Source organism: Mesorhizobium sp. B4-1-1 (genome assembly GCF_006439375.1).
In the GTDB taxonomy this organism is placed as follows: Bacteria; Pseudomonadota; Alphaproteobacteria; order Rhizobiales; family Rhizobiaceae; genus Mesorhizobium.
In genome coordinates this window covers 91,451-115,944 of record NZ_VFTH01000010.1, presented here as the reverse complement: position 1 = coordinate 115,944, position 24,494 = coordinate 91,451, and the positions used below count along the sequence as shown (strand labels likewise).

Here is a 24,494-nt window from a genome sequence, read left to right as displayed (position 1 = left end):
CGCTCCCTGTCTTGAGGGAACAACCTAGCGGCGGCGCGGCCAAGAAAGACTTAACAACAAAGGGCGGGCTCTTGCCCGTCCCAGGGCGGGCCTTTGCCCGCCCGAACAAAGGGCGGGCCATTGCCCGTCCCGGCGGCGGCAGGCCGCCCGATCACATGGCGCCAATCCAGATCGCCATGGAAACGAGGAAGGTGCTCATGCAAACCAGCGAGACGACATCCTGAACCAGATCAGACATAACTCTCTCCGTTGTTGGTGTGTTCGCAATTTGTTCTAATTTTGTTCGAATGTCAACGGCCGCCACACACCGCGCCGAATGAATCCGGCCGTCCATTTCTGCAGGGTTAAGGAAAGGTTAGCGGACGATTGGGGGTATTTGCGCAGAGCCAGGTCAAGCCGAGATTCGGATCGGGCTGAGTCGAGGATGGCGGGTTCCCGAGAACCAGCCTATGCCGGCCGTAGCCTTCATAGAGCGGAGACACTTATGAGGGCTACGGTCGGCGAAGGCCGGAAGCTGCCGTCCGCAGGCCAGCCTCATCCGAATATCGGGTTGGCCTAAAGCGGCACGACCTTACCCTCGGCCAGCGTCACGCGCCGGTCCATGCGCGAGGCCAGCTCATGGTTGTGGGTGGCGATCAGCGCCGCGAGGCCCGACTGCCTGACCAGCGCCTCCAGCGCGTCGAAGACGTAGGAGGCTGTGACCGGATCGAGGTTGCCGGTCGGCTCGTCGGCCAGCAGCACCAGCGGCGCATTGGCGACAGCGCGGGCAATGGCGACGCGTTGCTGCTCGCCGCCGGAAAGCTCGGCCGGCCGGTGCTGCGCGCGCTTGCCGATCTGCATGTAGTCGAGAAGCTGGGCTGCCCGCTCCGAAGCGTCCTTGGAGGAAAGCCCCTTGATCAGCTGCGGCATCATGATGTTCTCGAGCGCCGAGAACTCCGGCAGCAAATGATGGAACTGGTAGACGAAGCCGACATCGTTGCGGCGGATCGCGGTGCGCTCCTCGTCCGACAGCCGGCCGCAGGCACGGCCGGCGAGGATCACGTCGCCCGCATCGGGCCGCTCCAGCAGCCCCGCCGTATGCAGCAGCGTGGACTTGCCGGTGCCCGACGGCGCCACCAGCGCCACCATCTCGCCGCGTCGCAGCGAAAAGTCGGCGCCGTTCAGAATGGTGAGCTTGCGCGGCCCCTGGACGTAGTGCCGCTCGACGCCCTTCAGCTCGATAATGGCCTCGGCCATCATTCGTACCTCAAGGCTTCGACCGGATCGAGCCGGGCGGCCCGCCAGGCCGGGAACACCGTCGCCAGGAACGACAGGGCCAGCGCCATGATGACGACATAGGTCGTCTCGCGCGGATCCATCTTCGCCGGCAGTTGGCTGAGGAAATAGAGCTCGGGGTTGAACAGGATCTTGCCGGTCATCCAGGAGAAGAACTGGCGGATCGATTCGATGTTGAGGCAGATGACGACGCCGAGCAGCACGCCGGCGATGGTCCCGGTGACGCCGATCGCCGCCCCCGTCATCAGGAAGATGCGAAGGATCGCGCCGCGCGAGGCGCCCATCGTGCGCAGGATGGCGATGTCGTGGCCTTTGTCCTTCACCAGCATGATGAGGCCGGAAATGATGTTGAGCGCCGCCACCAGCACGATCAGCGTGAGAATCATGAACATGACGTTGCGCTCGACCTGCAGCGCCGAGAAGAAGGTCTCGTTGCGCTGGCGCCAGTCGACGAGATCGACCGGCCGCTGCGCCGCCTGCTCGACCAGCGGCTTCAGCGCGTCGACATTGTCGGGATTGTCGACATAGATCTCGATGGTCTGCGCGCGGCCGTCCATGTTGAAATAGAGCTGCGCTTCGGAGAACGGCATATAGACGATCGAGCTGTCATATTCCGACATGCCGACCTCGAAGATCGCCGCCACCTTGTAGCCCTTCATGCGCGGCGTGGTGCCGAGCGGCGTCACGTCGCCGTCCGGCGAGATCAGCGTGATGGTGTCGCCGAGCACCAGTCCGAGGCTTTCCGCCATACGCTTGCCGATCGCCACGCCGTCGCCGGTGTCGAAGCCGTCGAGCGTGCCCTGCTTGATGTTGTTTGCGACGATCGAAATCTTGCCGAGATCCTCGCCGCGGATGCCGCGCACCAGCGCGCCCGTGCCGCCGCCGACATTGCCTTGCGCCAGCACCTGGCCGTCGATCAGCGGAATGGCGTATTTGACGCCCGCGACGCCGTTGATGCGGCTCGCCACCTGGGCGTAGTCCTCCAGCGGCGAATCGAGCGGCTGCACGATGAGGTGACCGTTGACGCCGAGGATGCGTGTCAGCAGCTCGGCCCGAAAACCGTTCATCACGGCCATGACGACGATCAGCGTCGCGACGCCGAGCATGATGCCGAGGAAGGAGATCGAAGCGATGACCGAGATCACCGTTTCCTTGCGGCGCGAGCGCAGATAGCGCCAGGCCACCATGCGCTCGAAGCCGGAGAAAGCGCCCGCCGCTGACCTGGCCGCTGCCGCCGGTTCACTCATGCGGCGACACCCAAGCGCTTCTTGGCTTCCGCGATCGGCAGTGTGGCACGCTCGCCCGACTTGCGGTTCTTGATCTCGACCTCGCCGGCGGCCACGCCGCGCGGTCCGACGATCACCTGCCACGGCAGGCCGATCAGATCCGCGGTGGCGAACTTGCCGCCGGGCCGCTGGTCGGTGTCGTCATAGAGCACGTCCTTGCCGGCCGAAGTGAGCGCGGCATAAAGCTCGTCGCAGACGCGGTCGCATTCGGCGTCGCCGACCTTCATGTTGATCAGGCCGATATCGAAGGGCGCCACCGCTTCCGGCCAGATGATGCCGTTCTCGTCATGGCTGGCCTCGATGATCGCCGCGACCAGCCGTGACGGACCGATGCCATAGGAGCCGCCGGAGGCGTAGTGGTCCTTGCCGTCGGGTCCAGTCACCTTGGCGCCCATGGGCTTGGAGTATTTCTCGCCGAAATGGAAGATGTGGCCGACCTCGATGCCGCGCGCCGAGACCTGCTCGCTTGGCGGAACGTTCGCCCAGGCCGCCTCGTCATGCATCTCGTCGGTGGCGGCATAAGGCGTCGTCCACTTCTTCACGATGTCGCCGATCTCGGCATCGTTGGAGAAGTTGGTGCCGGCGCCCGGCACGTCGAGCGACAGATAGGCGCGGTCGCAGAACACCTGGCTCTCGCCGGTGTCGGCCAGGATGATGAACTCATGGCTGAGATCGCCGCCGATCGGGCCGGTGTCGGCGCGCATCGGAATGGCCTGCAGGCCCATGCGTGTGAACGTCCTGAGATAGGAGACGAACATGCGGTTGTAGGCGGCCCTGGCGCCCTCGAAATCGAGGTCGAAGGAATAGGCGTCCTTCATCAGGAATTCCCTGCTGCGCATGACGCCGAAGCGCGGGCGCACCTCGTCGCGGAACTTCCACTGGATGTGGTAGAGGTTGAGCGGCAGGTCCTTGTAGGACTTCACATAGGCGCGGAAAATCTCGGTGACCATCTCTTCATTGGTCGGCCCGTAGAGCATGTCGCGATCCTGGCGGTCCTTGATGCGCAGCATCTCCTTGCCATAGTCGTTGTAACGGCCGCTTTCTCGCCACAGATCCGCCGACTGGATGGTCGGCATCAGGATTTCCAGCGCGCCGGCGCGGTTCTGTTCCTCGCGGATGATCTGGCAGACCTTGTCCAGCACGCGCTTGCCCAGCGGCAGCCACGAAAAGCTACCCTGCCCCTGCTGCCGGATCATGCCGGCGCGCAGCATCAGCCGGTGCGAGACGATTTCGGCCTCGCGGGGATTTTCTTTAAGAATGGGCAGGAAATAGCGCGACAAACGCATGGACTGGTCCGTGAGTGAAAATGGCGGCGCGGGAATCGGCGCAACCGAGGCTGCTTGCCCGGGCTTCATAGCCATTTCATGGCCGAATGGAAACCCGAGCGCCCCAAAGTATCGGAGCCTTCTGCACCTTACCCAAAAGGCGATTTTGGCTGCAAAGTGCCGCAAATGGCTTTTTGATCGATTCACAAGCAAGCCCTGCCGCACTATTGTGCAGTGCAGCACGATATTGCCTGTTTCGAGGCAAAATTCTTCGTGACATTTTCACCTGCCTTGGTCTAGTGTGCGCCGATAACCGAGAGGGCGGAGAAAAATCTGCTCTCCTACGCGGTCAAAGTCTTGGGAGGATGCGATCTAGGCGCGGTAACTCGCTGCCGCCGGACACCGGAAACGGATCGGACGCGTTTAAATTGCAAGGCCTTGTGCCTTGCATTTTTTTTGTGCAATCATCTGCTTAGCACAACCATCTGCCAAACAGCTCAGGCGTGATTAGCCGTCGAAATCGGAAGCCGGCTTCCGATTTCGACCTCGGCGCGTGTATGCTGCTCAATACTTGCGGAAACTGTGTTGTCGCCTTCAGTGACTGGCGTCCGGCGTGAAGTCCGGCATGATCCGTATGACGTCGTCGAAGCTGAACCCCAGGCCCATCGTCAGGCCGTAGAGGATGCCCATCACGACCACCGTCACGATCGTCGCGCGGATGAAGGCGCGCAGCATATGCGGGCCCCGCGGCGCGCTGGAAACGGTGCCAAGCGTGACATCCTGATCGTCGTCCTGCGTGCGCAGGCTAAACGGAAGAACAACGAACAGCACCAGCCACCAGGTGACGAAGAATAGCGCGGCGAACAGAATCCAGTTCATGCCTGCTCCAGTTCGACGAGCGTGCCGAAGAAATCCTTGGGATGCAGGAACAGCACCGGCTTGCCATGCGCGCCGATCTTCGGATTGCCGTCGCCCAGCACACGTGCGCCGCTTTGCTTCAAATGATCGCGGGCGGCCAGGATATCGTCGACCTCGTAGCAGACGTGATGCATGCCGCCGGACGGATTCTTCTCAAGGAACGCGGCGATGGGCGATGCCTCGCCCAGCGGCTCCAGCAACTCGATCTTGGTGTTGCCGACATCGACGAACACCACGCTCACACCATGCTCCGGCAGCGCCTGCGGCTCGCTCAACCGCGCGCCCAGTGTATCGCGATAGGCGACCATTGCCGCGGCCAGATCCGGCACGGCAAGGGCGACATGGTTCAGGCGTCCAAGCATTGGCGGTTTCCCTAGGCAGTAGGCAGTAGGCAGTAGACAGTAGACAGTAGACAGTAGACAGTAGAGAAGAAGCAAATTTGGCGAGCTAAAAAGCAATCGCTTTCCTATTGCCTACTGCCTACTGCCCTACCCTTCATCTCGTCACAAACACAGTCACCAGCGGCTTCTTGCCCCAGGCTTCGTTGGCGGCAGCGCGCACGGCACGGCGCACCGCTTCCTGCACCAGGTCGAGGTCTTTTCGGCGCTGGCGTGGAATGGAGTCCACCGCGCCGATTGCCGCATCGAGCATCAGGTCTTCCAGCGTCTCGCCGCTGGCATCGGCCTCGGCGACGCCGATCGCCACCAGGTCGGGGTCGCCGGCAAGCTCATATTTGTCGTCGAGCACGACATTGACGGCGACATGGCCGGCGAAGGAAAGCTTGCGGCGGTCGCGTATGCCCATCGCCTGGTCGGTGCCGATCAGCGAGCCATCCTTGTAGAGCCGGCCGAACGGCACCTGATCGATGATCGTCGCCGGGCCGGGCCAGAGTCTGAGCATGTCGCCGTCGCGCACCTGCGCCACCTGGCCGATGCCCGACATCGACATCAACGAGCCCTGCGCCACCAGATGCGCCGCCTCGCCATGCACGGGAACGCCGATCTGCGGCCGGACCCATTCATACATCTTGCGCAACTCGCTGCGGCGCGGATGGCCCGAGACATGCACCAGCGCATCGCCGTCCTCGACGATCTTCATGCCGAGATCGATCAGCCGGTTCTTGATCTCGAGGATCGCCTTCTCGTTGCCGGGAATGGTGCGCGAGGAAAACACAACGGTATCGCCGGCCGTCAGCGCCACCGACTTCATCTCGTCGCGTGAGAGCTTGGCGAGCGCGGCCAGCGGCTCGCCCTGGCTGCCGGTGCAGATGATCACCAGGTTCTCGCGCGGGATATAGCCGTAGTCTTCCTCGGCGATGAACTCCGGCAGGCCATCCATGTAGCCGAGCTCGCCCGCCACGTCGATGACGCGCTTCAGCGAGCGGCCGAGCACCAGGCATTGCCGGCCGGCATCGCGTGCCGCCCTGGCGATCGAGACGATGCGCCCGACATTGGAGGAGAAGGTGGTGACGGCAACGCGTCCCTTGGCTTTCTCGATGACGCCCTTGAGGCCTTCGCCGACCGCGACTTCCGAGGGCGACTCCCCTTCCCTCAACGCGTTGGTGGAATCGCAGATCAGCGCCAGCACGCCCTTGTCGCCATAGGCGCGGAAACGCGCCTCGTCGGTCTTCGGGCCGACCGTCGGCGCCGGGTCTATCTTCCAGTCGCCGGTGTGGATGACGGTGCCGGCGGGCGTGGTGATCGCCAGCGACATCGGTTCGGGGATCGAATGCGCCACTGGAATAGCTTCGATCTCGAACGGTCCGACGGTGAATGTCTCGCCGGCCCGGTAGATCGACGCCGGAATCTTCGGGGCATTCTGCTCGCCCTGCCGCTTGGCCTCGAGCAGGCCGGCGGTGAACGGCGTCATCCAGACAGGGACTTTAAGCTTCGGCCAGATATCGAGCAGCGCGCCGTAATGGTCCTCATGCGCATGGGTTATGACGATGCCGCGCAGGCCGTCGAGATTCTCCTCGATGAAGCGTGTATCGGGCAGGATGAGATCGACGCCGGGATGTGCCGAGTCAGGAAAGGTGACGCCGACATCGACGATGATCCATTCGCGCGCGTCGGCAGGCCCATAGCCGTAAAGGGCGAAGTTCATGCCGATCTCGCCAACGCCGCCCAGCGGCGCGAAAACGAGCTCGGCGTTTTCCTTATTCGCCATGAATTCTTTCCTTCCTGGTCGTCAGACCAAGCCGTTGGAGCAATTCCGGGAAAAGCGTGTCACGGTTTTCCGTTCGGAATTGCGCAAAACAAAATTATACTCGAGCCGAGGCGACAGCGCCGAAATGCACGTCGCCGGCCGCGATCGTCAAAACCGATCCCTCATCGTCGCGGATCACGAAACGGCAGTCCTCGTCAATGGTCTCGAAGACGCCGCGCACCACATTGCCGTCAACTCTGACAGCAACCTCGCCGCCGAGGCCCGCTGCGCGGCCAAGCCAGCGCTTTCTGATGGCATCGAGCCCGCGCCCGTCATCCCACAGCCGGGCATTCTCGCTCCAGGCATCCGAAAGCGCCAGGAACAGGGTTTCGGCGTCGCACTGGGCGCCCAATGCCTGCAGCGATGTCGCCGGATAAGGCAGATCTTCCGGGTAGGCCACGACATTGACGCCGATGCCGACGGCGACCGCGAAGCGGCCGCCTTCCAGCATCGCCGATTCCAGCAATATGCCGGCGAGCTTGGCGCCCGAGGCCAGCACGTCGTTCGGCCATTTCAGCTCGAAGCGGTTGCGGCCCTGGCTCGCGCCGTCGACGGCGACGGCGATCCGGCCCTTCGGCACGACGGCGTCGAGCGCGTCGGCCAGCGCCAGCCCCGCGACAAAGCCGAGCGTCGCGGCAAGCCGCAGCTCGCCGCCCGGAACCAGAAGCAGCGTCGCCGCAAGATTGCCTTCGGGTGTGGCCCAGACACGGCCACGGCGGCCGCGGCCGCTTTCCTGCTTCTTCGAAACGACCCAGAGCTTGCCGGGATCGCCGGCGCGCGCGTGTTCCAGCGCCAGCGCGTTGGTCGAGCCGACGCTGTCATGCGCTTCGAGCCGGAACCCATCCGACGCCGCGGTTGGAGCCAGTCGAAATGCCATCCCGTCAGAAGAAAGTCTTGGCGGCGGCTTCGGCATAGCTGCCGATCGGCCCGCCGATCAGCACATAGAACAGCACGAAGGCGCCGCTGACGCCGAGCACCAGGCGCAACTCGCTGGCCATCGGCACGAAGCCGCCGACCGGCTCGTCGAACCACATGATCTTGATGATGCGCAGATAGTAGTAGGCGCCTACCACCGAGGCCAGCACGCCGATGATCGCCAGCGCGTAGAGATGCGCGTTGATGGCGGCCAGGAACACGTACCACTTCCCCCAGAAACCCGCGAGCGGCGGTATACCGGCCAGCGAGAACATCAGGATGGTGAGGATGGTGGCCATGATCGGGTTGGTCGAGGAAAGGCCGGCGAGATCGGCGATCTGCTCGACATTGCCTTCCTTGCGCCGCATGGCGAGGATGAAGGCGAAGGTGCCGAGCGTCATCACCAGATAGATCAGCATGTAGATGGCGACGCCGCGCACGCCGGCCTGGCTGTTGGCGGCAAGGCCGACCAGCGCGTAGCCCATATGGCCGATCGAGGAATAGGCCATCAGGCGCTTGATGTTGGTCTGGCCGATGGCCGCGAAGGCGCCGAGCGCCATCGAGGCGATCGAGATGAAGACGATGATCTGCTGCCAGTCCGAAGCGATCGGCTTGAAGGCGCCCATGGTGACGCGCACGATCAGCGCCATCGCCGCCATTTTCGGCGCGGCGGCCAGGAAGGCGGTGATCGGCGTTGGCGCGCCCTCGTAGACGTCCGGCGTCCACATATGGAACGGCACGGCCGAGATCTTGAAGGCAAGGCCGGCGAGCACGAACACCAGGCCGAAGACGAGGCCAAGCTGGCGCTCGCCGCTGGAGAGCGCCGACGCGATCTCCTGGAAACCGGTATTGCCGGTGTAGCCGTAGACGAGGCTGATGCCGTAGAGCAGCATGCCCGACGACAGCGCGCCGAGGACGAAATATTTCAGGCCCGCCTCGGTCGAACGCAGATTGTCGCGGTTGATCGCCGCGAGCACGTAGATCGCCAGCGACTGCAGTTCGAGCCCGAGATAGAGGCCGATCATGCCGTTGGCCGAGATCATCAACAGCATGCCGAGCGTGCAGAGCAGGATAAGAACCGGGAATTCGAACTTGTCGAAATGCTCCTGGCGGGCGAAGCGCATCGACATGACCAGCGACACCGCGGAGCCGATCAGCGCCAGCATCTTCATGAAGGCGCTGAAGGAATCCTGGACGAAGGCGCCGCCATAGGCATCGCCCCGCCCGCCGGAGAAAGCGAGCCACAGGCCGGCCACCACCAGCACGACGACGGCCAGGCCGGTCACGGTCATGGTGTTGTTGGAGCGCGAATAGGCTCCGATCATCAGGAGCACCAGCGCGCCGACGGCCAGGATCAGTTCCGGCGTCGAGAGCGAAAGGCTGGAGAGAAGGTCCGGCGTCATGGTCTATTCCCCAGTCAGTTCGCCGCCGCGGTCTGCGCGGAATTGATGGATGCGGTGACGTTGGTGACGAGCGTCTTGACCGAAGCAGCCGTCGCGTCGAACACCGGCGCCGGGTAGACGCCGAAGAAGATCACCAGCACCACCAGCGGATAGACGATCGCCTTCTCGCGCGGCGACAGATCGAGCAGGTTCTTCAGGCTGTCCTTGGTCAGCGCGCCGAAGATCACCCGGCGATAGAGCCACAGCGCATAGGCCGCCGACAGGATGACGCCGGTGGCGGCGAAGAACGCCACCCAGGTGTTGACCTTGAACACGCCGAGCATGGTCAGGAATTCGCCGATGAAGCCGCTGGTGCCCGGAAGGCCGACATTGGCCATGGTGAAGATCATGAACACGGTGGCGTATTTCGGCATGTTGTTGACGAGGCCGCCATAGGCGTCGATCTCGCGCGTATGCATGCGGTCGTAGATGACGCCGACGCACAGGAACAGCGCGCCCGAGACGAGGCCGTGGCTGAGCATCTGGAAGATCGCGCCCTGCACGCCTTCCTGGTTCATCGCGAAGATGCCCATGGTGACGAAGCCCATGTGGGCTACCGACGAATAGGCGATCAGCTTCTTCATGTCCTCCTGCATCAGCGCCACCAGCGAGGTGTAGATGATGGCGACGACCGAGAGCGTGAACACCAACGGCGCGAACATCGCCGATGCCTCCGGGAACATCGGCAGCGAGAAGCGCAGGAAGCCGTACCCTCCCATCTTGAGGAGGATGCCGGCCAGGATGACCGAACCGGCGGTCGGCGCCTCGACGTGGGCGTCGGGCAGCCAGGTGTGCACCGGCCACATCGGCATCTTCACCGCGAAGGAGGCGAAGAAGGCGAGCCACAGCCAGGTCTGCATGCTGGCAGGGAAATTATGCGTCAAAAGCGTCGGGATATCGGTGGTGCCCGACTGGAAGAACATCGCCATGATGGCGAGCAGCATCAGCACCGAACCGGCGAGCGTATAGAGGAAGAACTTGAACGAGGCATAGACACGGCGCTTGCCGCCCCAGACGCCGATGATGATGAACATCGGGATCAGGCCGGCCTCGAAGAAGACGTAGAACAAGACGATGTCGAGCGCGCAGAACACGCCGATCATCAGCGTCTCGAGGATCAGGAAGGCGATCATATAGGCCTTGACCCGCTTCTCGATCGCTTCCCAGGAGGCCAGGATGCAGAACGGCATCAGGAAGGTGGTCAGGATGACGAACAGCATCGAAATGCCGTCGACGCCCATGTGGTAGGAGATGCCCGAATCCAGCCAGGCGTGCTTCTCGACGAACTGGAAGCCGGCCTGCGAATTGTCGAAGCCCGTCCAGATGAACAGCGAGATGACGAAGGTGAACGCCGTCGTGATAAAGGCGATGGCGCGGATGTTGCGGCGCGCGTTCTCATTGTCATCGTTGATGAACAGGATGAGCAGAACACCAACCAGCGGCAGGAAGGTGACCAGCGAGAGGATTGGCCAGTCGGTCATCAGAGCATCATCCAGGTGACGAGAGCGGCCACGCCGATCAGCATGGCGAAGGCGTAGTGATAGAGGTAGCCGGTCTGCAGCTTGACGACCCGGTTGGTGACGTCGACGACGCGCGCCGAGATGCCGTCCGGACCGAGCCCGTCGATGATCGTGCCGTCACCGGTCTTCCACAGGAAGCGGCCGAGGCGCTTGGCCGGCTGCACGAACAGGAAGTCGTAGAGCTCGTCGAAATACCACTTGTTTAGCAGGAAGGTGTAGAGGCCGCGATGCTGCGCCGCCAGTTCCTTCGGCGCCTCCGGCTTGCGGATATAGAACTGCCAGGCGACCAGCAGGCCGATCACCATGGCGACGAACGGCGCCAGTTCCACCCAGAGCGGCAATTCGTGGATCTCGTGCAGGATGTGGTTGTCCGGCAGCGTGAACAGCGACGCCTTCCAGAACTCGGCATAACCCTCGCCGATGAAGGCGCCGCGGAAGATGATGCCCGCGAACAGCGCGCCGGCCGCCAGCACATAGAGCGGCACCAGCATCACCGGCGGCGATTCATGGACGTGGTGCATGACCTCGTGGCTGGCGCGCGGCTCGCCGTGGAAGGTCATGAAGATCAGCCGCCAGGAGTAGAAGCTGGTGAAGCAGGCGGCGACCACCAGCAGGATAAAGGCGAAGCCGGCGACCGCATTATGGCTGGCAAACGACATCGAGATGATGGCGTCCTTGGAGAAGAAGCCGGCGGTGCCGATCACCGTCGCCGGAATGCCGACGCCGGTCAGCGCCAGCGTGCCGATGACCATCATCCAGTAAGTCTTCGGGATCAGCTTGCGAAGGCCGCCCATCTTGCGCATGTCCTGCTCGTCGGAGACAGCGTGGATGACCGAGCCGGAGCCCAGGAACAGCAGCGCCTTGAAGAAGGCATGCGTGAACAGGTGGAAGATCGCCGCGCCATAGGCGCCGACGCCGAGCGCCACGAACATGTAGCCGAGCTGCGAGCAGGTCGAATAGGCGATGACGCGCTTGATGTCGTTCTGGACCAGGCCGACCGTCGCCGCGAAGAAGGCGGTGAAGGCGCCGATGAAGGTGACGACGGTCAGCGCCGTATGCGACAGCTCGAACAGCGGCGACAGCCTCGCCAGCATGAACACGCCGGCGGTCACCATGGTCGCCGCGTGAATGAGCGCGGAGACCGGCGTCGGGCCTTCCATGGCGTCCGGCAGCCAGGTGTGCAGCGGCACCTGCGCCGACTTGCCCATGGCGCCCATGAAGAGCAGCAGGCAGACCACGGTCAGCGCTGACTGCTTGTCGAGCGCATGGCCGAGGAAAGTGAGCACGGCAGCGCCCGCCGGCGCGCCTTCGGCCGGCAGGAAGGAGGCCGCGTTGGCGAAGATGGTGCCGAGATTGACCGAGCCGAACAGCACGAAGACGCCGAAGATGCCTAGCGCGAAGCCGAAGTCGCCGACACGATTGACGACGAAAGCCTTGATCGCCGCCGCATTGGCCGACGGCTTCTTGTACCAGAAGCCGATCAAGAGATAGGAGGCGAGACCGACGCCCTCCCAGCCGAAGAACATCTGGATGAGGTTATCGGCCGTCACCAGCATCAGCATCGCGAAGGTGAACAGCGACAGATAGGCGAAGAAACGCGGACGGTTCGGATCGTGGTGCATGTAGCCGATCGAGTAGATATGGACCAGCGCCGACACCGTGTTGACGACGACCAGCATCACCACCGTCAGCGTATCGATCCTGAGCGCCCATGACGCGTCGATGCCGCCCGACTGGATCCAGCGCAGCACCGGCACTGTGAACACCTCGCCATGGCCGAAGCCGACGGTGAAGAAGGCGATCCACGACAGCACCGCCGCGATCACCAGGAAGCCGGAGGTGATGTATTCGGAAGCCTTGGCGCCGAGCGAATTGCCGAACAGGCCGACAATCAGGAAGCCGAGCAGCGGAAGGAAGACGATAGCCTGATACATGATGGTTCCCGTCAACCCTTCATCGCGCTCACGTCTTCGACCGCGATCGAGCCGCGGTTGCGGAAGAAGACGACAAGAATGGCAAGGCCGATCGCGGCCTCGGCGGCCGCGACCGTCAGCACGAACAGGGCGAAGACCTGTCCGACGAGATCATGCAGCGCCGCCGAGAACGCGACGAAGTTGATGTTGACCGCAAGCAGGATGAGCTCGACCGACATCAGGATGACGATGATGTTGCGGCGGTTCAGGAAGATGCCGAACACGCCGAGCGTGAACAGGATCGCCGATACGGTCAGATAATGTGCAATGCCGACGACCATCTCAGATGCCCTCGCCCGATTTGACCTTACGGATTTCCATGCCCGTCGCCGGCGTGCGGCCGACCTGCGCGGCGATCGACTGCCGCTTGACGCCTTCCTTGTGGCGCAGCGTCAAGACGATGGCGCCGATCATGGCGACCAGCAGCACCAGGCCGGAAATCTGGAAATAATAGAGGTAGTCCGTATAGAGGATGTCGCCGAGCGCCGCCGTGTTGGAGCGCGTGGCGAGATCCGGCGTTGCCTTGGCGACGGTCGAGGCAAGCTGCGGCGCGAATGTGTAGCCGCCGAGCACGATGATCAGCTCCGCCGCCAGGATCAGCCCGACCAGCGCGCCGATCGGCGCATATTGTAGCGCGCCCTGCTTCATCTCGGCGAAGTCGACGTCGAGCATCATGACGACGAACAGGAACAGCACCATCACCGCGCCGACATAGACGACGAGCAGGATCATCGCCAGGAACTCGGCGCCGGTCAGCATGAACAGGCCGGCGGCGTTGAAGAAGGTGAGGATCAGGAACAGCACGGAATGCACGGGGTTGCGCGACGAAATGACCATGAAGGCCGACGCCACGGCGATAAAGGCGAAGAGGTAGAAAAAGGCCGCCTCTAGTCCACTCAGCATGGGTTCCCCCGGGTTCCTGTCGGATTGGACATTCGCCCTCTCCGTTGTCTCTGGCTTGGTTCCGCATCCGGTAGCGAAGCCGCGTGTTCCTTAGACGAGGCCCCTCGCCCCGTCCATGCGTCAAATGTCAGCGATAAGGCGAGTCGAGCGCGATGTTGCGCGCCAGCTCCCGCTCCCAGCGATCGCCGTTCGCCAGCAGCTTTTCCTTGTTGTAGTAAAGCTCCTCGCGCGTCTCGGTCGCGAATTCGAAATTCGGCCCCTCGACGATGGCGTCGACGGGGCAGGCTTCCTGGCAGAAGCCGCAATAGATGCATTTCACCATGTCGATGTCGTAGCGCACGGTGCGGCGCGTGCCGTCATTGCGGCGCGGCCCGGCTTCGATGGTGATGGCCTGCGCCGGGCAGATCGCTTCGCAGAGCTTGCAGGCGATGCAGCGTTCCTCGCCGTTCGGATAACGGCGCAGCGCATGCTCGCCACGGAAGCGCGGGCTGGTCGGCCCCTTCTCATGCGGATAGTTGATCGTTTCCTTCGGCGCGAAGAACTGGCGCATCGAAAGGAAGAAGGCGCTGACGAAATCCTTCAGCAGCAGCGACTTTGCGGCCTGGGCCAGAGCACTCATTCAGCACCCCCAAATAATTGAATTGCGGCGACAGCGCCAACAAACCCGAACAGGATCGGCATCAGAAAGCGATACGCAACTCGCGTGAGCGACGCCACTTTCCGCATGTCCCAACCAAATACGGGAACTTGATAATTTGCGGAGATCCTCTGTCCCTGCTGTCGCAACACGTAAGGCAGCACAACAACATTGCCGAAAAAGGCAACAAGTAAGCCAGCAACAGCTCCCACAAAACCTGCGGAGATATCGCTCATCACGCAAACCCTGTGATCTTGAGGAAGGCCGCGGTGGCCACGACCATGAACAGCGAGATCGGCAGGAACACTTTCCAGCCCAGCCGCATCAGTTGGTCGTAGCGGTAGCGCGGCACGAAAGCCTTCACCATCGAGAACATGAAGAACATCAGGCAGATCTTCAGCACGAACCAGATAACGCCCGGTACCCAGGTGAAGGGCGCGAAGTTGAACGGGGGCAGCCAGCCGCCGAGGAACAGGATGGTCGCCAGCGCGCACATCAGGACGACGGCGACATACTCGCCGAGGAAGAAGAGCAGGAACGGCGTCGACGAATATTCAACCATATGGCCGGCGACGAGTTCCGATTCCGCCTCCACAAGATCGAAAGGTGGGCGGTTGGTCTCGGCCAGCGCCGAGATGAAGAACACCACGAACATCGGCAGCAGCGACAGCCAGTGCCAGTCGAGGAAGGTGTTGGGCAGGCCGAGCTTGGTGCCGAGACCGTCCTGCTGCGACATGACGATGTCGGAGAGGTTGAGCGAACCGACGCAGAGCAGCACGGTGACGATGACGAAGCCGATCGAGACCTCGTAGGACACCATCTGCGCGGCCGAGCGCAGCGCGCCCAGGAACGGGTATTTGGAATTCGAAGCCCAGCCGCCCATGATCACGCCATAGACCTCGAGCGAGGAGATGGCGAAGACATAGAGGATACCGACATTGATATTGGCGATCGCCCATCCCTCGTTGACCGGAATGACCGCCCAGGCCGAGATCGCCAGCACCGCCGACACCAGCGGCGCCAGGAGGAACACGCCCTTGTTGGCGCCCGACGGGATCACCGGCTCCTTGAAGACGAATTTCAGAAGATCGGCAAAGGCCTGCAGCGTTCCCCACGGACCGACGACGTTCGGGCCGCGACGCAATTGCACCGCCGCCCAGATCTTGCGGTCGGCATAGAGCAGGTAGGCGACGCCGATCAGAAGCACGACGATCAGCACGACCGACTTCAGAAGGATCAGCAGCGCCGGCAGCACATAGATTGAGAGGAAGGTGTCCATGCTTATTCCGCCGCCTGCTTGAAGCCGCTCTTGGCCAGCGCCGAGCACTCGGCCATCACGGCCGACGCCCGCGCGATCGGGTTGGTGAGATAAAAGTCCTTCACCGGCGAGGTGAAAGTGCCCTTGTTCAGGCGGCCGCCGAGCTTCGCCACCTTGGCGATGTCGTCGCCGCTGCCCGCCTGCACCTGGTCGATGCGGGCGAGATGCGGGAATTCGCCATAGAGCTTGGCGCGCAACTGCGCCAGCGAATCGAAGGGCAGCTTCTTGCCAAGCACGTCGGAGAGCGCCCGCAGGATCGCCCAGTCCTCGCGCGCCTCGCCAGGGGCGAAGCCGGCGCGGTTGGTCTGCTGCACGCGGCCTTCCGTGTTGACATAGGTGCCGGACTTCTCGGTATAGGCGGCGGCCGGCAGGATGACATTGGCGCGATGCGCGCCGGCATCGCCATGCGTGCCGATATAGACGACGAAGGCGCCGCCGGTCCTGGCCATGTCGATCTCGTCGGCGCCGAGCAGGAACAGCACATCGGTATCGCCCAGCATGCCGGCGACATCCTTGCCGCCCTCGCCCGGCACGAAGCCGACATCGAGGCCGCCGACTCTTGCCGCGGCGTTGTGCAGCACCGCAAAACCGTTCCAGTCGGCGGTGACCGCGTTGACGGCGGCCGCGAGCTTTGCCGCCTGGCCGAGCACCGCCGCGCCGTCCGTGCGCGCCAGCGCGCCCTGGCCGACGATGATCAGCGGATGCGTGGCCTTGCTCAGCACATCGAAGAATTTGCCGTTGCCGTCGGCCAGGCCCTTCAGGGATTCGGGGCCGGCGCCGATCAACTCATAGTCATAGCGGGTGTCGCCGATCTCGCCGATCACGCCGACCGGCAGGTTGCCGACGCGCCAGCGCTTGCGGATGCGGGCGTTGAGCACCGAGGCCTCGAAGCGCGGATTGGCGCCGATGATCAGCACCGCGTCGGCCTGCTCGATGCCTTCGATGGTCGGATTGAAGATGTAGCTGGCGCGGCCGAGCGACGGATCGAGCGCGGCACCATCCTGGCGACAGTCGATGTTCTTCGAGCCGAGCGCCGCCATCAAAAGCTTGAGCGCGTAGATTTCCTCGACCGCCGCGAGGTCGCCGGCGATCGCGCCGATCCGCTCGGGCGTCGCCTTGCCCACCTCGTCCTTGATGGCGGCGAAGGCTTCCGCCCAGCTTGCCGGCGCCAGCTTGCCGTTCTTGCGCACATACGGGCGGTCGAGGCGCTGCGTGCGCAGACCGTCCCAGATGAAGCGGGTCTTGTCGGAAATCCACTCCTCGTTCACCGCCTCGTTGACGCGCGGCAGGATGCGCATCACCTCGCGACCGCGGCTGTCGACGCGGATCGCCGAGCCGACTGCATCCATGACGTCGATCGATTCCGTCTTGGTCAGTTCCCACGGCCGCGCCTGGAACGCGAACGGCTTTGAGGTCAGCGCGCCGACTGGGCAAAGGTCGATGACGTTGCCCTGCAGCTCGGAGGTCATCGCCTGTTCGAGATAGGTGGTGATCTCGGCATCCTCGCCGCGGCCGATCAGTCCGAGCTCGGAAATGCCGGCGACCTCGGTGGTGAAGCGGACGCAGCGCGTGCAATGGATGCAGCGGTTCATCACCGTCTTGACCAGCGGGCCGATATACTTGTCTTCGACCGCGCGCTTGTTCTCGTGATAGCGCGAGGAATCGACGCCGAAGGCCATCGCCTGGTCCTGCAGGTCGCATTCGCCGCCCTGGTCGCAGATCGGGCAATCGAGCGGATGGTTGATCAGCAGGAATTCCATCACGCCTTCGCGAGCCTTCTTGACCATCGGCGTGTTGGTGAAGATTTCCGGCGGCTCGCCATTCGGGCCGGGGCGCAGGTCGCGCACGCCCATGGCGCAGGACGCCTGCGGCTTGGGCGGGCCACCCTTCACCTCGATCAGGCACATGCGGCAATTGCCAGCGATCGACAGCCGCTCGTGGAAGCAGAAGCGCGGCACTTCCGCGCCGGCGTCCTCAGCCGCCTGCAGCAGCGTGTAATGGTCGGGTACCGTGATCTCTTTCCCGTCGACCTTTAGCTTTGCCATTCGCCTCAAACCCCTGCGGATGTCCGCAATCTATCTTTCCGGGCGCGACTCTAGGCGCGCCCGGTATTTCAATTCACTTAGCCGCGAGCGCCGCCGCTTGCGCAGTCCAGTCGTCGCGGCCGATGCGGCCGGCGAGCGACAGGTAATCTTCCACCCAGGCGATCTCTTCCGACGTCCAGGCGGCGATCTGGCCGTAGGTCCAGATGCCGAGACCGTTGAGCACCTTCTCCAGCTTCGGTCCGATGCCCGCAATCGCCTTCAGGTCCGACGGCTTCGCAGGCTTGTCGACCGCCTTCGGCTGCCTGAAATCCTCCGGCATCAGCCCGCTCGCGGCCGGTTGGGCGACAATATTGGCCCCGGTCGCGTCGAGCGCCTTCTCGGTCGCGTTCGCCGCGATATCGGTCACGTCCCGGGCGAAGGTCTGCGCCCTGGCGATCAGCGTCTCGGTCGCCTTGCGCGCCTTGGACGCGTTGGCGGCCGCTTCGCTTTGCGCCTCGAGATCGTCGAGGAACGGCTGGAACATGCGCTGCGAAGCTTCCAGCGCGCCGGTGAAGGCGCCCATCCACATGCCGACGGCATGGTTGGCGAGACCGATGCTGAGCGCCGACATCGCCGCGGCACTCGCGACCGGATGCGCCAGAAGGTTGACGGCGCTTGCCATCTCCTTCGGCATCATCTTGGTCAGGTCCTGGTTCATCTTCTCGAGTTGGTCCAAATCAGGCATGAACGAGTAGGGTATCGAATACGGCGCCATAGAAATCTCCTGGTCGTTTCTTCGTGTGCCCGCCCCTGCTGTCAGTCTTGGGCTTGCGCCCCTATTTCAAAGTCCTATTCCGCCGCCACCATCACCGGCTCGACCCGGTGCGCGTTGCGCGAAAACTCGTCGATGCGGCGCTCCACCTCGCCGCGGAAATGCCGCATCAGGCCCTGGATCGGCCAGGCGGCCGCGTCCCCCAGCGCGCAGATCGTGTGACCCTCGACCTGCTTGGTGACGTCGAGCAGCATGTCGATCTCGCGCTTCTGCGCCTCGCCGCGCACCAGACGCTCCATCACCCGCCACATCCAGCCGGTGCCTTCTCGGCACGGCGTGCACTGGCCGCAACTCTCATGCTTGTAGAAGTAGGAAAGCCTGGCGATCGCCTTCACGATATCCGTCGACTTGTCCATGACGATGACAGCCGCCGTGCCGAGGCCGGATTTCAAGTCGCGCAGCGCGTCGAAATCCATCGGCGCGTCCATGATCTGCTCGGCCGGCACCAGCGGCACCGAAGCACCGCCCGGGATGACCGCGAGCAGATTGTCCCAGCCGCCGCGGATGCCGCCGCAATGCTCCTCGATCAATTCGCGGAACGGGATCGACATCGCTTCTTCGAAAGTGCACGGATTGTTGACGTGGCCCGACACGCAGAACAGCTTGGTGCCGGCGTTGTTCGGGCGGCCGAAGGACGAGAACCAGGCGGCGCCGCGGCGCAGGATGGTCGGCGCCACCGCGATCGACTCGACGTTGTTGACGGTGGTCGGGCAGCCATAGAGGCCGACATTGGCCGGGAATGGCGGCTTCAGCCTCGGCTGGCCCTTCTTGCCCTCCAGGCTTTCGAGCAGCGCGGTCTCCTCGCCGCAGATATAGGCGCCGGCGCCGTGATGCATGTAGACTTCGAAGTCGTAGCCGGAGGTGTTGTTCTTGCCGATCAGCTTGGCCGCGTAAGCCTCGTCGATGGCGCGCTGCAGCGCCTCGCGCTCGCGGATGAACTCGCCGCGCACATAGATGTAAGCGGCGATCGCGCCCATGGCGAAGCCGGCGACCAGCGCGCCCTCGACCAGCGTGTGCGGATCGTTGCGCAGGATATCGCGGTCCTTGCAGGTGCCCGGCTCGGATTCGTCTGCGTTGATGACGAGATAGCTCGGTCGGCCGTCGCTCTGCTTCGGCATGAACGACCATTTCAATCCGGTCGGGAAGCCGGCGCCGCCACGGCCGCGCAGGCCGGACGCCTTCATCTCGTTGACGATCCAGTCGCGCCCCTTGGCGACGAGGCCGGGCGTATCGTCCCAGATGCCGCGCGACTGCGCGCCGGCCAGCGACTTGTCGAACAGGCCGTAGATGTTGGTGAAGATGCGGTCTTTGTCCTGAAGCATTTCTCGTCCCTCAGACCGGCTTCTTGCCGAAGACGCGGATGTATTCGGCGACGCCGCCCTTGGCGAGCGCCTTGGCCTGTTTCACCCAGTCGTCGCGATCGATGCGGCCGTGGAAGCTGAGATAGCTGTCGACCCATTCGCGCTCGGCTTTCTTCCAGGAGGCGACCTGCGCGAAGGTGTAAATGCCCAACGAATGCAGGGTGCCTTCGATCTTCGGGCCGACGCCGGAGATCAGCTTGAGATCGTCGACCGTTGCCGGGCGCTCGATGCCGGCGGGCCGGTTTTTGTCGTCGAGCGAAGGTTTCGCCGTCTGGGCGACAGGCTGCTTGGTTTCCGGCGCCTTGAAAGCGGTGGCCGGTTCGGCCTTCGTCTTCGGCCCGCTGCGTGGCTTGGAAACCGCCTCGACTTCCGGATCGGCCTGGTTGGCGTTGGCGGCCGAATGGCGCGGCGCCCTGACGCTGGCGCCGTTCTCGGTGGCCGGGGCGACTTTGACCGGCGACGGCGTGTTGAGCGCCGGGCTGGTTTCAGCCGCATGGGTCTTCGGCTTGCTGGATTTTGACGGCGCAACCGGGCCTGAGGCGGCCGGCGCCGAAGCTGCTGGCGCAGCGGATGCCGGGGCCGCGGCAGGTGCCGCCTGCGAGACGACGGCGACAGGACCAGCAGCCGGCGCTGCCGCCGCGGCATCCTTGGCGACTTTCGCCGCCGCCTTGGCTTCCTTGTCACGCGTCGATTTCAGGATCGCCTTTTCGCTGGTCAGCGTCTTCAAGCCACCGGCCGGCTCGGAGCCATGGCGGCCGTTCTGCGGTCCAGGCTTGACCTCGGCGCCCTTGCCGGCGTCATAGAGATCGATGATCTCTGCCAGCCGCTCGGGCGTCAGGTCCTCGAACGTGTCCTTGAAGATCATCACCATCGGCGCGTTGACGCAGGCGCCGAGGCATTCGACCTCCTCCCACGACAGCGTGCCCTTGTCGTTGGTGTGGAACTGGTCGTGATGGATTTTCGAACGGCACACATCCATCAGCGCTTCCGAGCCGCGCAGCATGCAGGGCGTGGTGCCGCAGACCTGGATATGGGCGCGGGTGCCGACCGGATTGAGCTGGTACTGCGTGTAGAAGGTCGCGACTTCGAGGCCGCGGATGCGCGGCATGCCGAGCATGTCGGAGATCTTCTCGATCGCCGCCTTGGTGACCCAGCCTTCCTGCTCCTGCGCGATCATCAGCAGCGGGATAATGGCCGACTGTTCGCGCCCCTTCGGGTATTTGGCGATCCACTGCTGCGCCGCCGCCGCGTTCGCCTTGTTGAAGGCAAAGGAGGCTGGCTGGACGCTGGCATCTGCGAGACGGCGGACTGACATTTAGCGATCGACCTCACCAAACACGATGTCGAGGGAGCCAAGCACGGCGGTGACGTCGGCCAGCATGTGGCCGCGGCACAGGAAGTCCATGGCCTGCAGATGCGCGAAACCGGGCGCGCGCAGCTTGCAGCGATAGGGCTTGTTGGTGCCGTCGGAGACCATGTAGACGCCGAACTCGCCCTTCGGCGCCTCGACGGCCGCATACACCTCGCCGGCCGGCACGCGATAGCCCTCGGTGTAGAGCTTGAAGTGGTGGATGAGCGCTTCCATCGAACGCTTCATCGCCTGGCGCTTGGGCGGAACCACCTTGCCGTCGAGGTTAGACACCGGGCCGGCGCTTTCCTTGCCGAGCAGGAGATCGACGCACTGGCGCATGATCCTGGCCGACTGGCGCATCTCTTCCATGCGCACCAGGTAACGGTCGTAGCAATCGCCGTTCTTGCCGATCGGGATGTCGAAATCCATCTCGGAATAGCATTCATAGGGCTGCGACTTGCGCAGGTCCCAGGCGGCGCCCGAGCCTCGCACCATCACGCCCGAAAAGCCCCAGGCCCAGGCGTCGGCCAGCGACACGATGCCGATATCGACATTGCGCTGCTTGAAGATGCGGTTGCCGGTCAAAAGCGCATCGAGATCGTCGATCGACTTCAGGAACGGATCGATCCACTTGCCGATATCCTCGACCAGCTTCTGCGGCAGGTCCTGGTGCACGCCGCCCGGCCGGAAATAGGCCGCATGCATGCGCGAGCCGGAGGCGCGCTCGTAGAACACCATCAGCTTTTCGCGCTCAACGAAGCCCCACAGCGGCGGCGTCAGCGCGCCGACGTCCATCGCCTGTGTCGTCACATTGAGGATGTGCGACATGATGCGGCCCATCTCGGAATAGAGCACGCGGATCAACTGGCCGCGCTTCGGCACCTCGATGCCGAGCAGCCGCTCGGCGGCCAAAGCGAAGGCATGCTCCTGGTTCATCGGCGCGCAATAGTCGAGCCGGTCCAGATAAGGCACGGCCTGCAGATAGGTCTTGGCCTCGATCAGCTTTTCGGTGCCGCGGTGAAGCAGCCCGATATGCGGATCGACGCGGTCGACCACCTCGCCATCCAGCTCCAGCACCAGCCGCAAAACGCCATGCGCCGCAGGGTGCTGCGGACCGAAGTTGATGTTGAAGTTGCGGACGGAGGTTTCAGCCATTGTGGCGCCTCTGGCGAAGAGTCAGTAGTGAGTAGTGAGTAGTGATCATCAATCTCAATGCCTGCTTCATTCCGCCTGCTTGGCCTGCACGGTTCTGATCAGAGATCGCGTCATTTTTCCAATCTCTTCGCACCGCAGTAGCAGTTCAGTCTCGTTGTCTCTTGCCAGCATACCGATCCGGCACGCCAGCAATATGTGTGTTTCCAGTTCCTTCAACGAACCCTGTGCCATGCGCAGAAATTGAACGAAAGAACCTCTATTCTCGCGACCGTACCCCTCAGCGATATTCGCGGCGATAGACACCGCCGAGCGGCGCATCTGGGAGGTCATTCCATAGATCTCGTCTCTCGGAAAACCTTTGGTGACGCGGTAACAATCCTCGGCAAGGACCATCGCCGATTGCCACACCACCAAGTCGCGATAAGATTCGATCTTTTTTCCCAATTCCTTCCCTACTGACTACTCACTACTTCCGTACTCACTGCTTCGCCTTCTCATCCCCGGGCAGGACGTAGTCCGTCCCTTCCCAAGGAGAAAGAAAATCAAAATTGCGGAATTCCTGCTTGAGCTCGACCGGCTCGTAGATGACCCGCTTGGCCTCGTCGTCGTAACGAACCTCGACGAAGCCGGTCAGCGGGAAATCCTTGCGCAGCGGATGGCCCTCGAAACCATAGTCGGTGAGAATGCGGCGCAGGTCCGGATGGCCCGAAAACAGCACGCCGTAAAGGTCGTAGGTCTCGCGCTCGAACCAGTCGGCACCGGGATAGACGCCGGTCAGCGACGGCACCAGCGTCTCTTCGTCGGCCTGGACCTTGAGCCGGATGCGCACATTCTGCTTCGGCGACAACAGGTGATAGACGACGTCGAAGCGCCTGGCGCGCGACGGGTAGTCCGCTCCGCAGACGTCGATGATCGAGATGAATTGGCAGCGCGGATCGTCGCGCAGGAAGGTCGCCACCTCGATGAGATTGCCCGGCTCGACGGGCACGGTCAGCTCGCCATAAGCAAGCACGGCTTCGCCAATGCGGCCGGAGAGCTTCTCGCCGAGATAGGTGGAGAGTTCGTTCAACGCCAGGGTCATCGGCTCACCGCTCGATCGTGCCGGTGCGGCGGATCTTCTTCTGCAGAAGGAGAATGCCGTAGAGCAGCGCTTCCGCGCTCGGCGGACAGCCGGGCACATAGATGTCGACCGGCACGACGCGGTCGCAGCCGCGCACCACCGAATAGGAATAGTGGTAATAGCCGCCGCCATTGGCGCAGGAGCCCATCGATATGACGTAGCGCGGCTCCGGCATCTGGTCGTAGACCTTGCGCAGCGCCGGCGCCATCTTGTTGGTCAGCGTGCCGGCGACGATCATGATGTCGGACTGGCGCGGCGACGCGCGCGGCGCGACGCCGAAACGCTCCGAGTCATAGCGCGGCATCGAGGTGTGGATCATCTCGACCGCGCAGCAGGCGAGACCGAAGGTCATGAACATCAGCGAGCCGCTGCGCGCCCAGGTGATCAGCGCTTCGGTCGAGGTGACAAGGAAACCCTTGTCGGCCAGCTCATTGTTGATTTCGAGGAAGAAGGGATCGTCCTCCCCCACCGGCCTGCCGGTATTGGGGTCGATGATGCCCTTGGGCTTCGGCGCGACGAGGGTGCCTGAACTGTCGTTCAATCCCATTCCAGCGCTCCTTTTTTCCATTCATAGGCAAAGCCGATGGTCAGCACCGCCAGGAACACCATCATTGACCAGAAGCCGAGCATGCCGACCTTGGAGAAGGAGACCGCCCACGGGAACAGGAAGGCGACCTCGAGATCGAAGATGATGAACAGGATCGACACCAGGTAGAAGCGGATGTCGAATTTCATACGGGCGTCGTCAAATGAGTTGAAGCCGCATTCGTAGGCGGAAAGCTTTTCCGGGTCGGGATTGCGGTAGGCCACCAGGAACGGCGCTATGAGCAGCGCAAGGCCGACGACCAGCGCCACGGCGATGAACAGGACGATCGGCAGATATGAACTCAGGAGTGCGCTCATGCGGCGGCTTTCCTTAGGCGGGCAGTTCACTTTGATTACAGCAACGAACTCTAATGCGGAAGCGTGACAGTTTAACCGCTGAACCGTTTTA

General features: G+C 63.3%; 24 protein-coding genes. All 24 read right to left on the bottom strand.

The features are described from left to right. Positions 1–555: 555 nt before the first annotated feature. A complete protein-coding gene (locus FJW10_RS16140; RefSeq protein ID WP_140646673.1) occupies positions 556–1,236 on the bottom strand; it encodes an ABC transporter ATP-binding protein in 681 nt (226 codons plus the stop codon). Continuing rightward, positions 1,236–2,522 (bottom strand): lipoprotein-releasing ABC transporter permease subunit, encoded by a 1,287-nt coding sequence (locus FJW10_RS16135; RefSeq protein WP_140829319.1) that lies wholly within the window; start codon positions 2,520–2,522, stop codon positions 1,236–1,238. Before FJW10_RS16135 ends, FJW10_RS16140 begins: the two co-directional genes overlap by 1 nt. After that, positions 2,519–3,847, bottom strand: coding sequence for a proline--tRNA ligase (proS, locus tag FJW10_RS16130; RefSeq protein ID WP_140829316.1), 1,329 nt, complete (start codon positions 3,845–3,847; stop codon positions 2,519–2,521). The genes FJW10_RS16135 and proS overlap by 4 nt, the downstream gene beginning before the upstream one ends. A gap of 573 nt (positions 3,848–4,420) precedes the next feature. Then, positions 4,421–4,705 carry a DUF1467 family protein gene (locus FJW10_RS16125; RefSeq protein WP_140829315.1) on the bottom strand — a complete coding sequence of 95 codons (285 nt, stop codon included), beginning with the start codon at positions 4,703–4,705 and terminating at the stop codon, positions 4,421–4,423. Continuing rightward, entirely contained in the window at positions 4,702–5,106 is a 405-nt protein-coding gene (gene mce, locus FJW10_RS16120; protein ID WP_140829314.1) for a methylmalonyl-CoA epimerase, read from the bottom strand. The genes FJW10_RS16125 and mce overlap by 4 nt, the downstream gene beginning before the upstream one ends. A gap of 133 nt (positions 5,107–5,239) precedes the next feature. Then, positions 5,240–6,910, bottom strand: coding sequence for a ribonuclease J (locus FJW10_RS16115; protein ID WP_140900846.1), 1,671 nt, complete (start codon positions 6,908–6,910; stop codon positions 5,240–5,242). Between the two features lie 94 nt (positions 6,911–7,004). Then, entirely contained in the window at positions 7,005–7,826 is an 822-nt protein-coding gene (locus FJW10_RS16110; RefSeq protein WP_140829312.1) for a biotin--[acetyl-CoA-carboxylase] ligase, read from the bottom strand. 4 nt (positions 7,827–7,830) lie between these two features. Further along, positions 7,831–9,267 (bottom strand): NADH-quinone oxidoreductase subunit NuoN, encoded by a 1,437-nt coding sequence (nuoN, locus tag FJW10_RS16105; RefSeq protein ID WP_140900845.1) that lies wholly within the window; start codon positions 9,265–9,267, stop codon positions 7,831–7,833. Positions 9,268–9,281: 14 nt separating this feature from the next. Next, positions 9,282–10,787 carry an NADH-quinone oxidoreductase subunit M gene (locus FJW10_RS16100; RefSeq protein ID WP_140829309.1) on the bottom strand — a complete coding sequence of 502 codons (1,506 nt, stop codon included), beginning with the start codon at positions 10,785–10,787 and terminating at the stop codon, positions 9,282–9,284. Then, positions 10,787–12,760 carry an NADH-quinone oxidoreductase subunit L gene (gene nuoL, locus FJW10_RS16095; RefSeq protein WP_140900844.1) on the bottom strand — a complete coding sequence of 658 codons (1,974 nt, stop codon included), beginning with the start codon at positions 12,758–12,760 and terminating at the stop codon, positions 10,787–10,789. The genes FJW10_RS16100 and nuoL overlap by 1 nt, the downstream gene beginning before the upstream one ends. A gap of 11 nt (positions 12,761–12,771) precedes the next feature. Then, a complete protein-coding gene (gene nuoK / locus FJW10_RS16090; protein ID WP_040982022.1) occupies positions 12,772–13,080 on the bottom strand; it encodes an NADH-quinone oxidoreductase subunit NuoK in 309 nt (102 codons plus the stop codon). A 1-nt stretch (position 13,081) separates the two neighbouring features. Next, positions 13,082–13,702: an NADH-quinone oxidoreductase subunit J gene (locus FJW10_RS16085; RefSeq protein ID WP_041007645.1), complete on the bottom strand. Its 621-nt coding sequence runs from the start codon at positions 13,700–13,702 to the stop codon at positions 13,082–13,084. A gap of 127 nt (positions 13,703–13,829) precedes the next feature. Beyond that, on the bottom strand, positions 13,830–14,321 hold the full coding sequence (gene nuoI, locus FJW10_RS16080) for an NADH-quinone oxidoreductase subunit NuoI (protein ID WP_042643165.1): 492 nt from the start codon (positions 14,319–14,321) through the stop codon (positions 13,830–13,832). Then, the gene (locus FJW10_RS16075) at positions 14,318–14,575 is read right to left on the bottom strand and encodes a hypothetical protein (RefSeq protein WP_140900843.1); all 258 of its coding nucleotides are present in this window, start codon (positions 14,573–14,575) and stop codon (positions 14,318–14,320) included. Before FJW10_RS16075 ends, nuoI begins: the two co-directional genes overlap by 4 nt. After that, positions 14,575–15,618: an NADH-quinone oxidoreductase subunit NuoH gene (gene nuoH, locus FJW10_RS16070; protein ID WP_140829297.1), complete on the bottom strand. Its 1,044-nt coding sequence runs from the start codon at positions 15,616–15,618 to the stop codon at positions 14,575–14,577. Before nuoH ends, FJW10_RS16075 begins: the two co-directional genes overlap by 1 nt. 2 nt (positions 15,619–15,620) lie before the next feature. After that, complete coding sequence (gene nuoG, locus FJW10_RS16065) at positions 15,621–17,702, bottom strand: NADH-quinone oxidoreductase subunit NuoG (protein WP_140900842.1); 2,082 nt, start codon at positions 17,700–17,702, stop codon at positions 15,621–15,623. Positions 17,703–17,775: 73 nt separating this feature from the next. Next, positions 17,776–18,456: an NADH-ubiquinone dehydrogenase gene (locus FJW10_RS16060; RefSeq protein WP_140900841.1), complete on the bottom strand. Its 681-nt coding sequence runs from the start codon at positions 18,454–18,456 to the stop codon at positions 17,776–17,778. A 74-nt stretch (positions 18,457–18,530) separates the two neighbouring features. Next, on the bottom strand, positions 18,531–19,835 hold the full coding sequence (gene nuoF, locus FJW10_RS16055; protein WP_140829290.1) for an NADH-quinone oxidoreductase subunit NuoF: 1,305 nt from the start codon (positions 19,833–19,835) through the stop codon (positions 18,531–18,533). Between the two features lie 10 nt (positions 19,836–19,845). Further along, the gene (locus FJW10_RS16050; protein WP_140900840.1) at positions 19,846–21,189 is read right to left on the bottom strand and encodes an NADH-quinone oxidoreductase subunit E; all 1,344 of its coding nucleotides are present in this window, start codon (positions 21,187–21,189) and stop codon (positions 19,846–19,848) included. Next, positions 21,190–22,380 carry an NADH-quinone oxidoreductase subunit D gene (locus FJW10_RS16045; protein WP_140644315.1) on the bottom strand — a complete coding sequence of 397 codons (1,191 nt, stop codon included), beginning with the start codon at positions 22,378–22,380 and terminating at the stop codon, positions 21,190–21,192. Between the two features lie 66 nt (positions 22,381–22,446). Continuing rightward, positions 22,447–22,824, bottom strand: coding sequence for a four helix bundle protein (locus FJW10_RS16040; RefSeq protein WP_140653640.1), 378 nt, complete (start codon positions 22,822–22,824; stop codon positions 22,447–22,449). Positions 22,825–22,858: 34 nt separating this feature from the next. Beyond that, positions 22,859–23,461 carry an NADH-quinone oxidoreductase subunit C gene (locus tag FJW10_RS16035; RefSeq protein WP_140900839.1) on the bottom strand — a complete coding sequence of 201 codons (603 nt, stop codon included), beginning with the start codon at positions 23,459–23,461 and terminating at the stop codon, positions 22,859–22,861. A 4-nt stretch (positions 23,462–23,465) separates the two neighbouring features. Continuing rightward, positions 23,466–24,047, bottom strand: a complete 582-nt coding sequence (locus tag FJW10_RS16030) for an NADH-quinone oxidoreductase subunit B (protein WP_015317338.1) — start codon at positions 24,045–24,047, stop codon at positions 23,466–23,468. After that, positions 24,038–24,403 carry an NADH-quinone oxidoreductase subunit A gene (locus FJW10_RS16025; protein ID WP_140644309.1) on the bottom strand — a complete coding sequence of 122 codons (366 nt, stop codon included), beginning with the start codon at positions 24,401–24,403 and terminating at the stop codon, positions 24,038–24,040. Before FJW10_RS16025 ends, FJW10_RS16030 begins: the two co-directional genes overlap by 10 nt. Positions 24,404–24,494 lie beyond the last annotated feature (91 nt).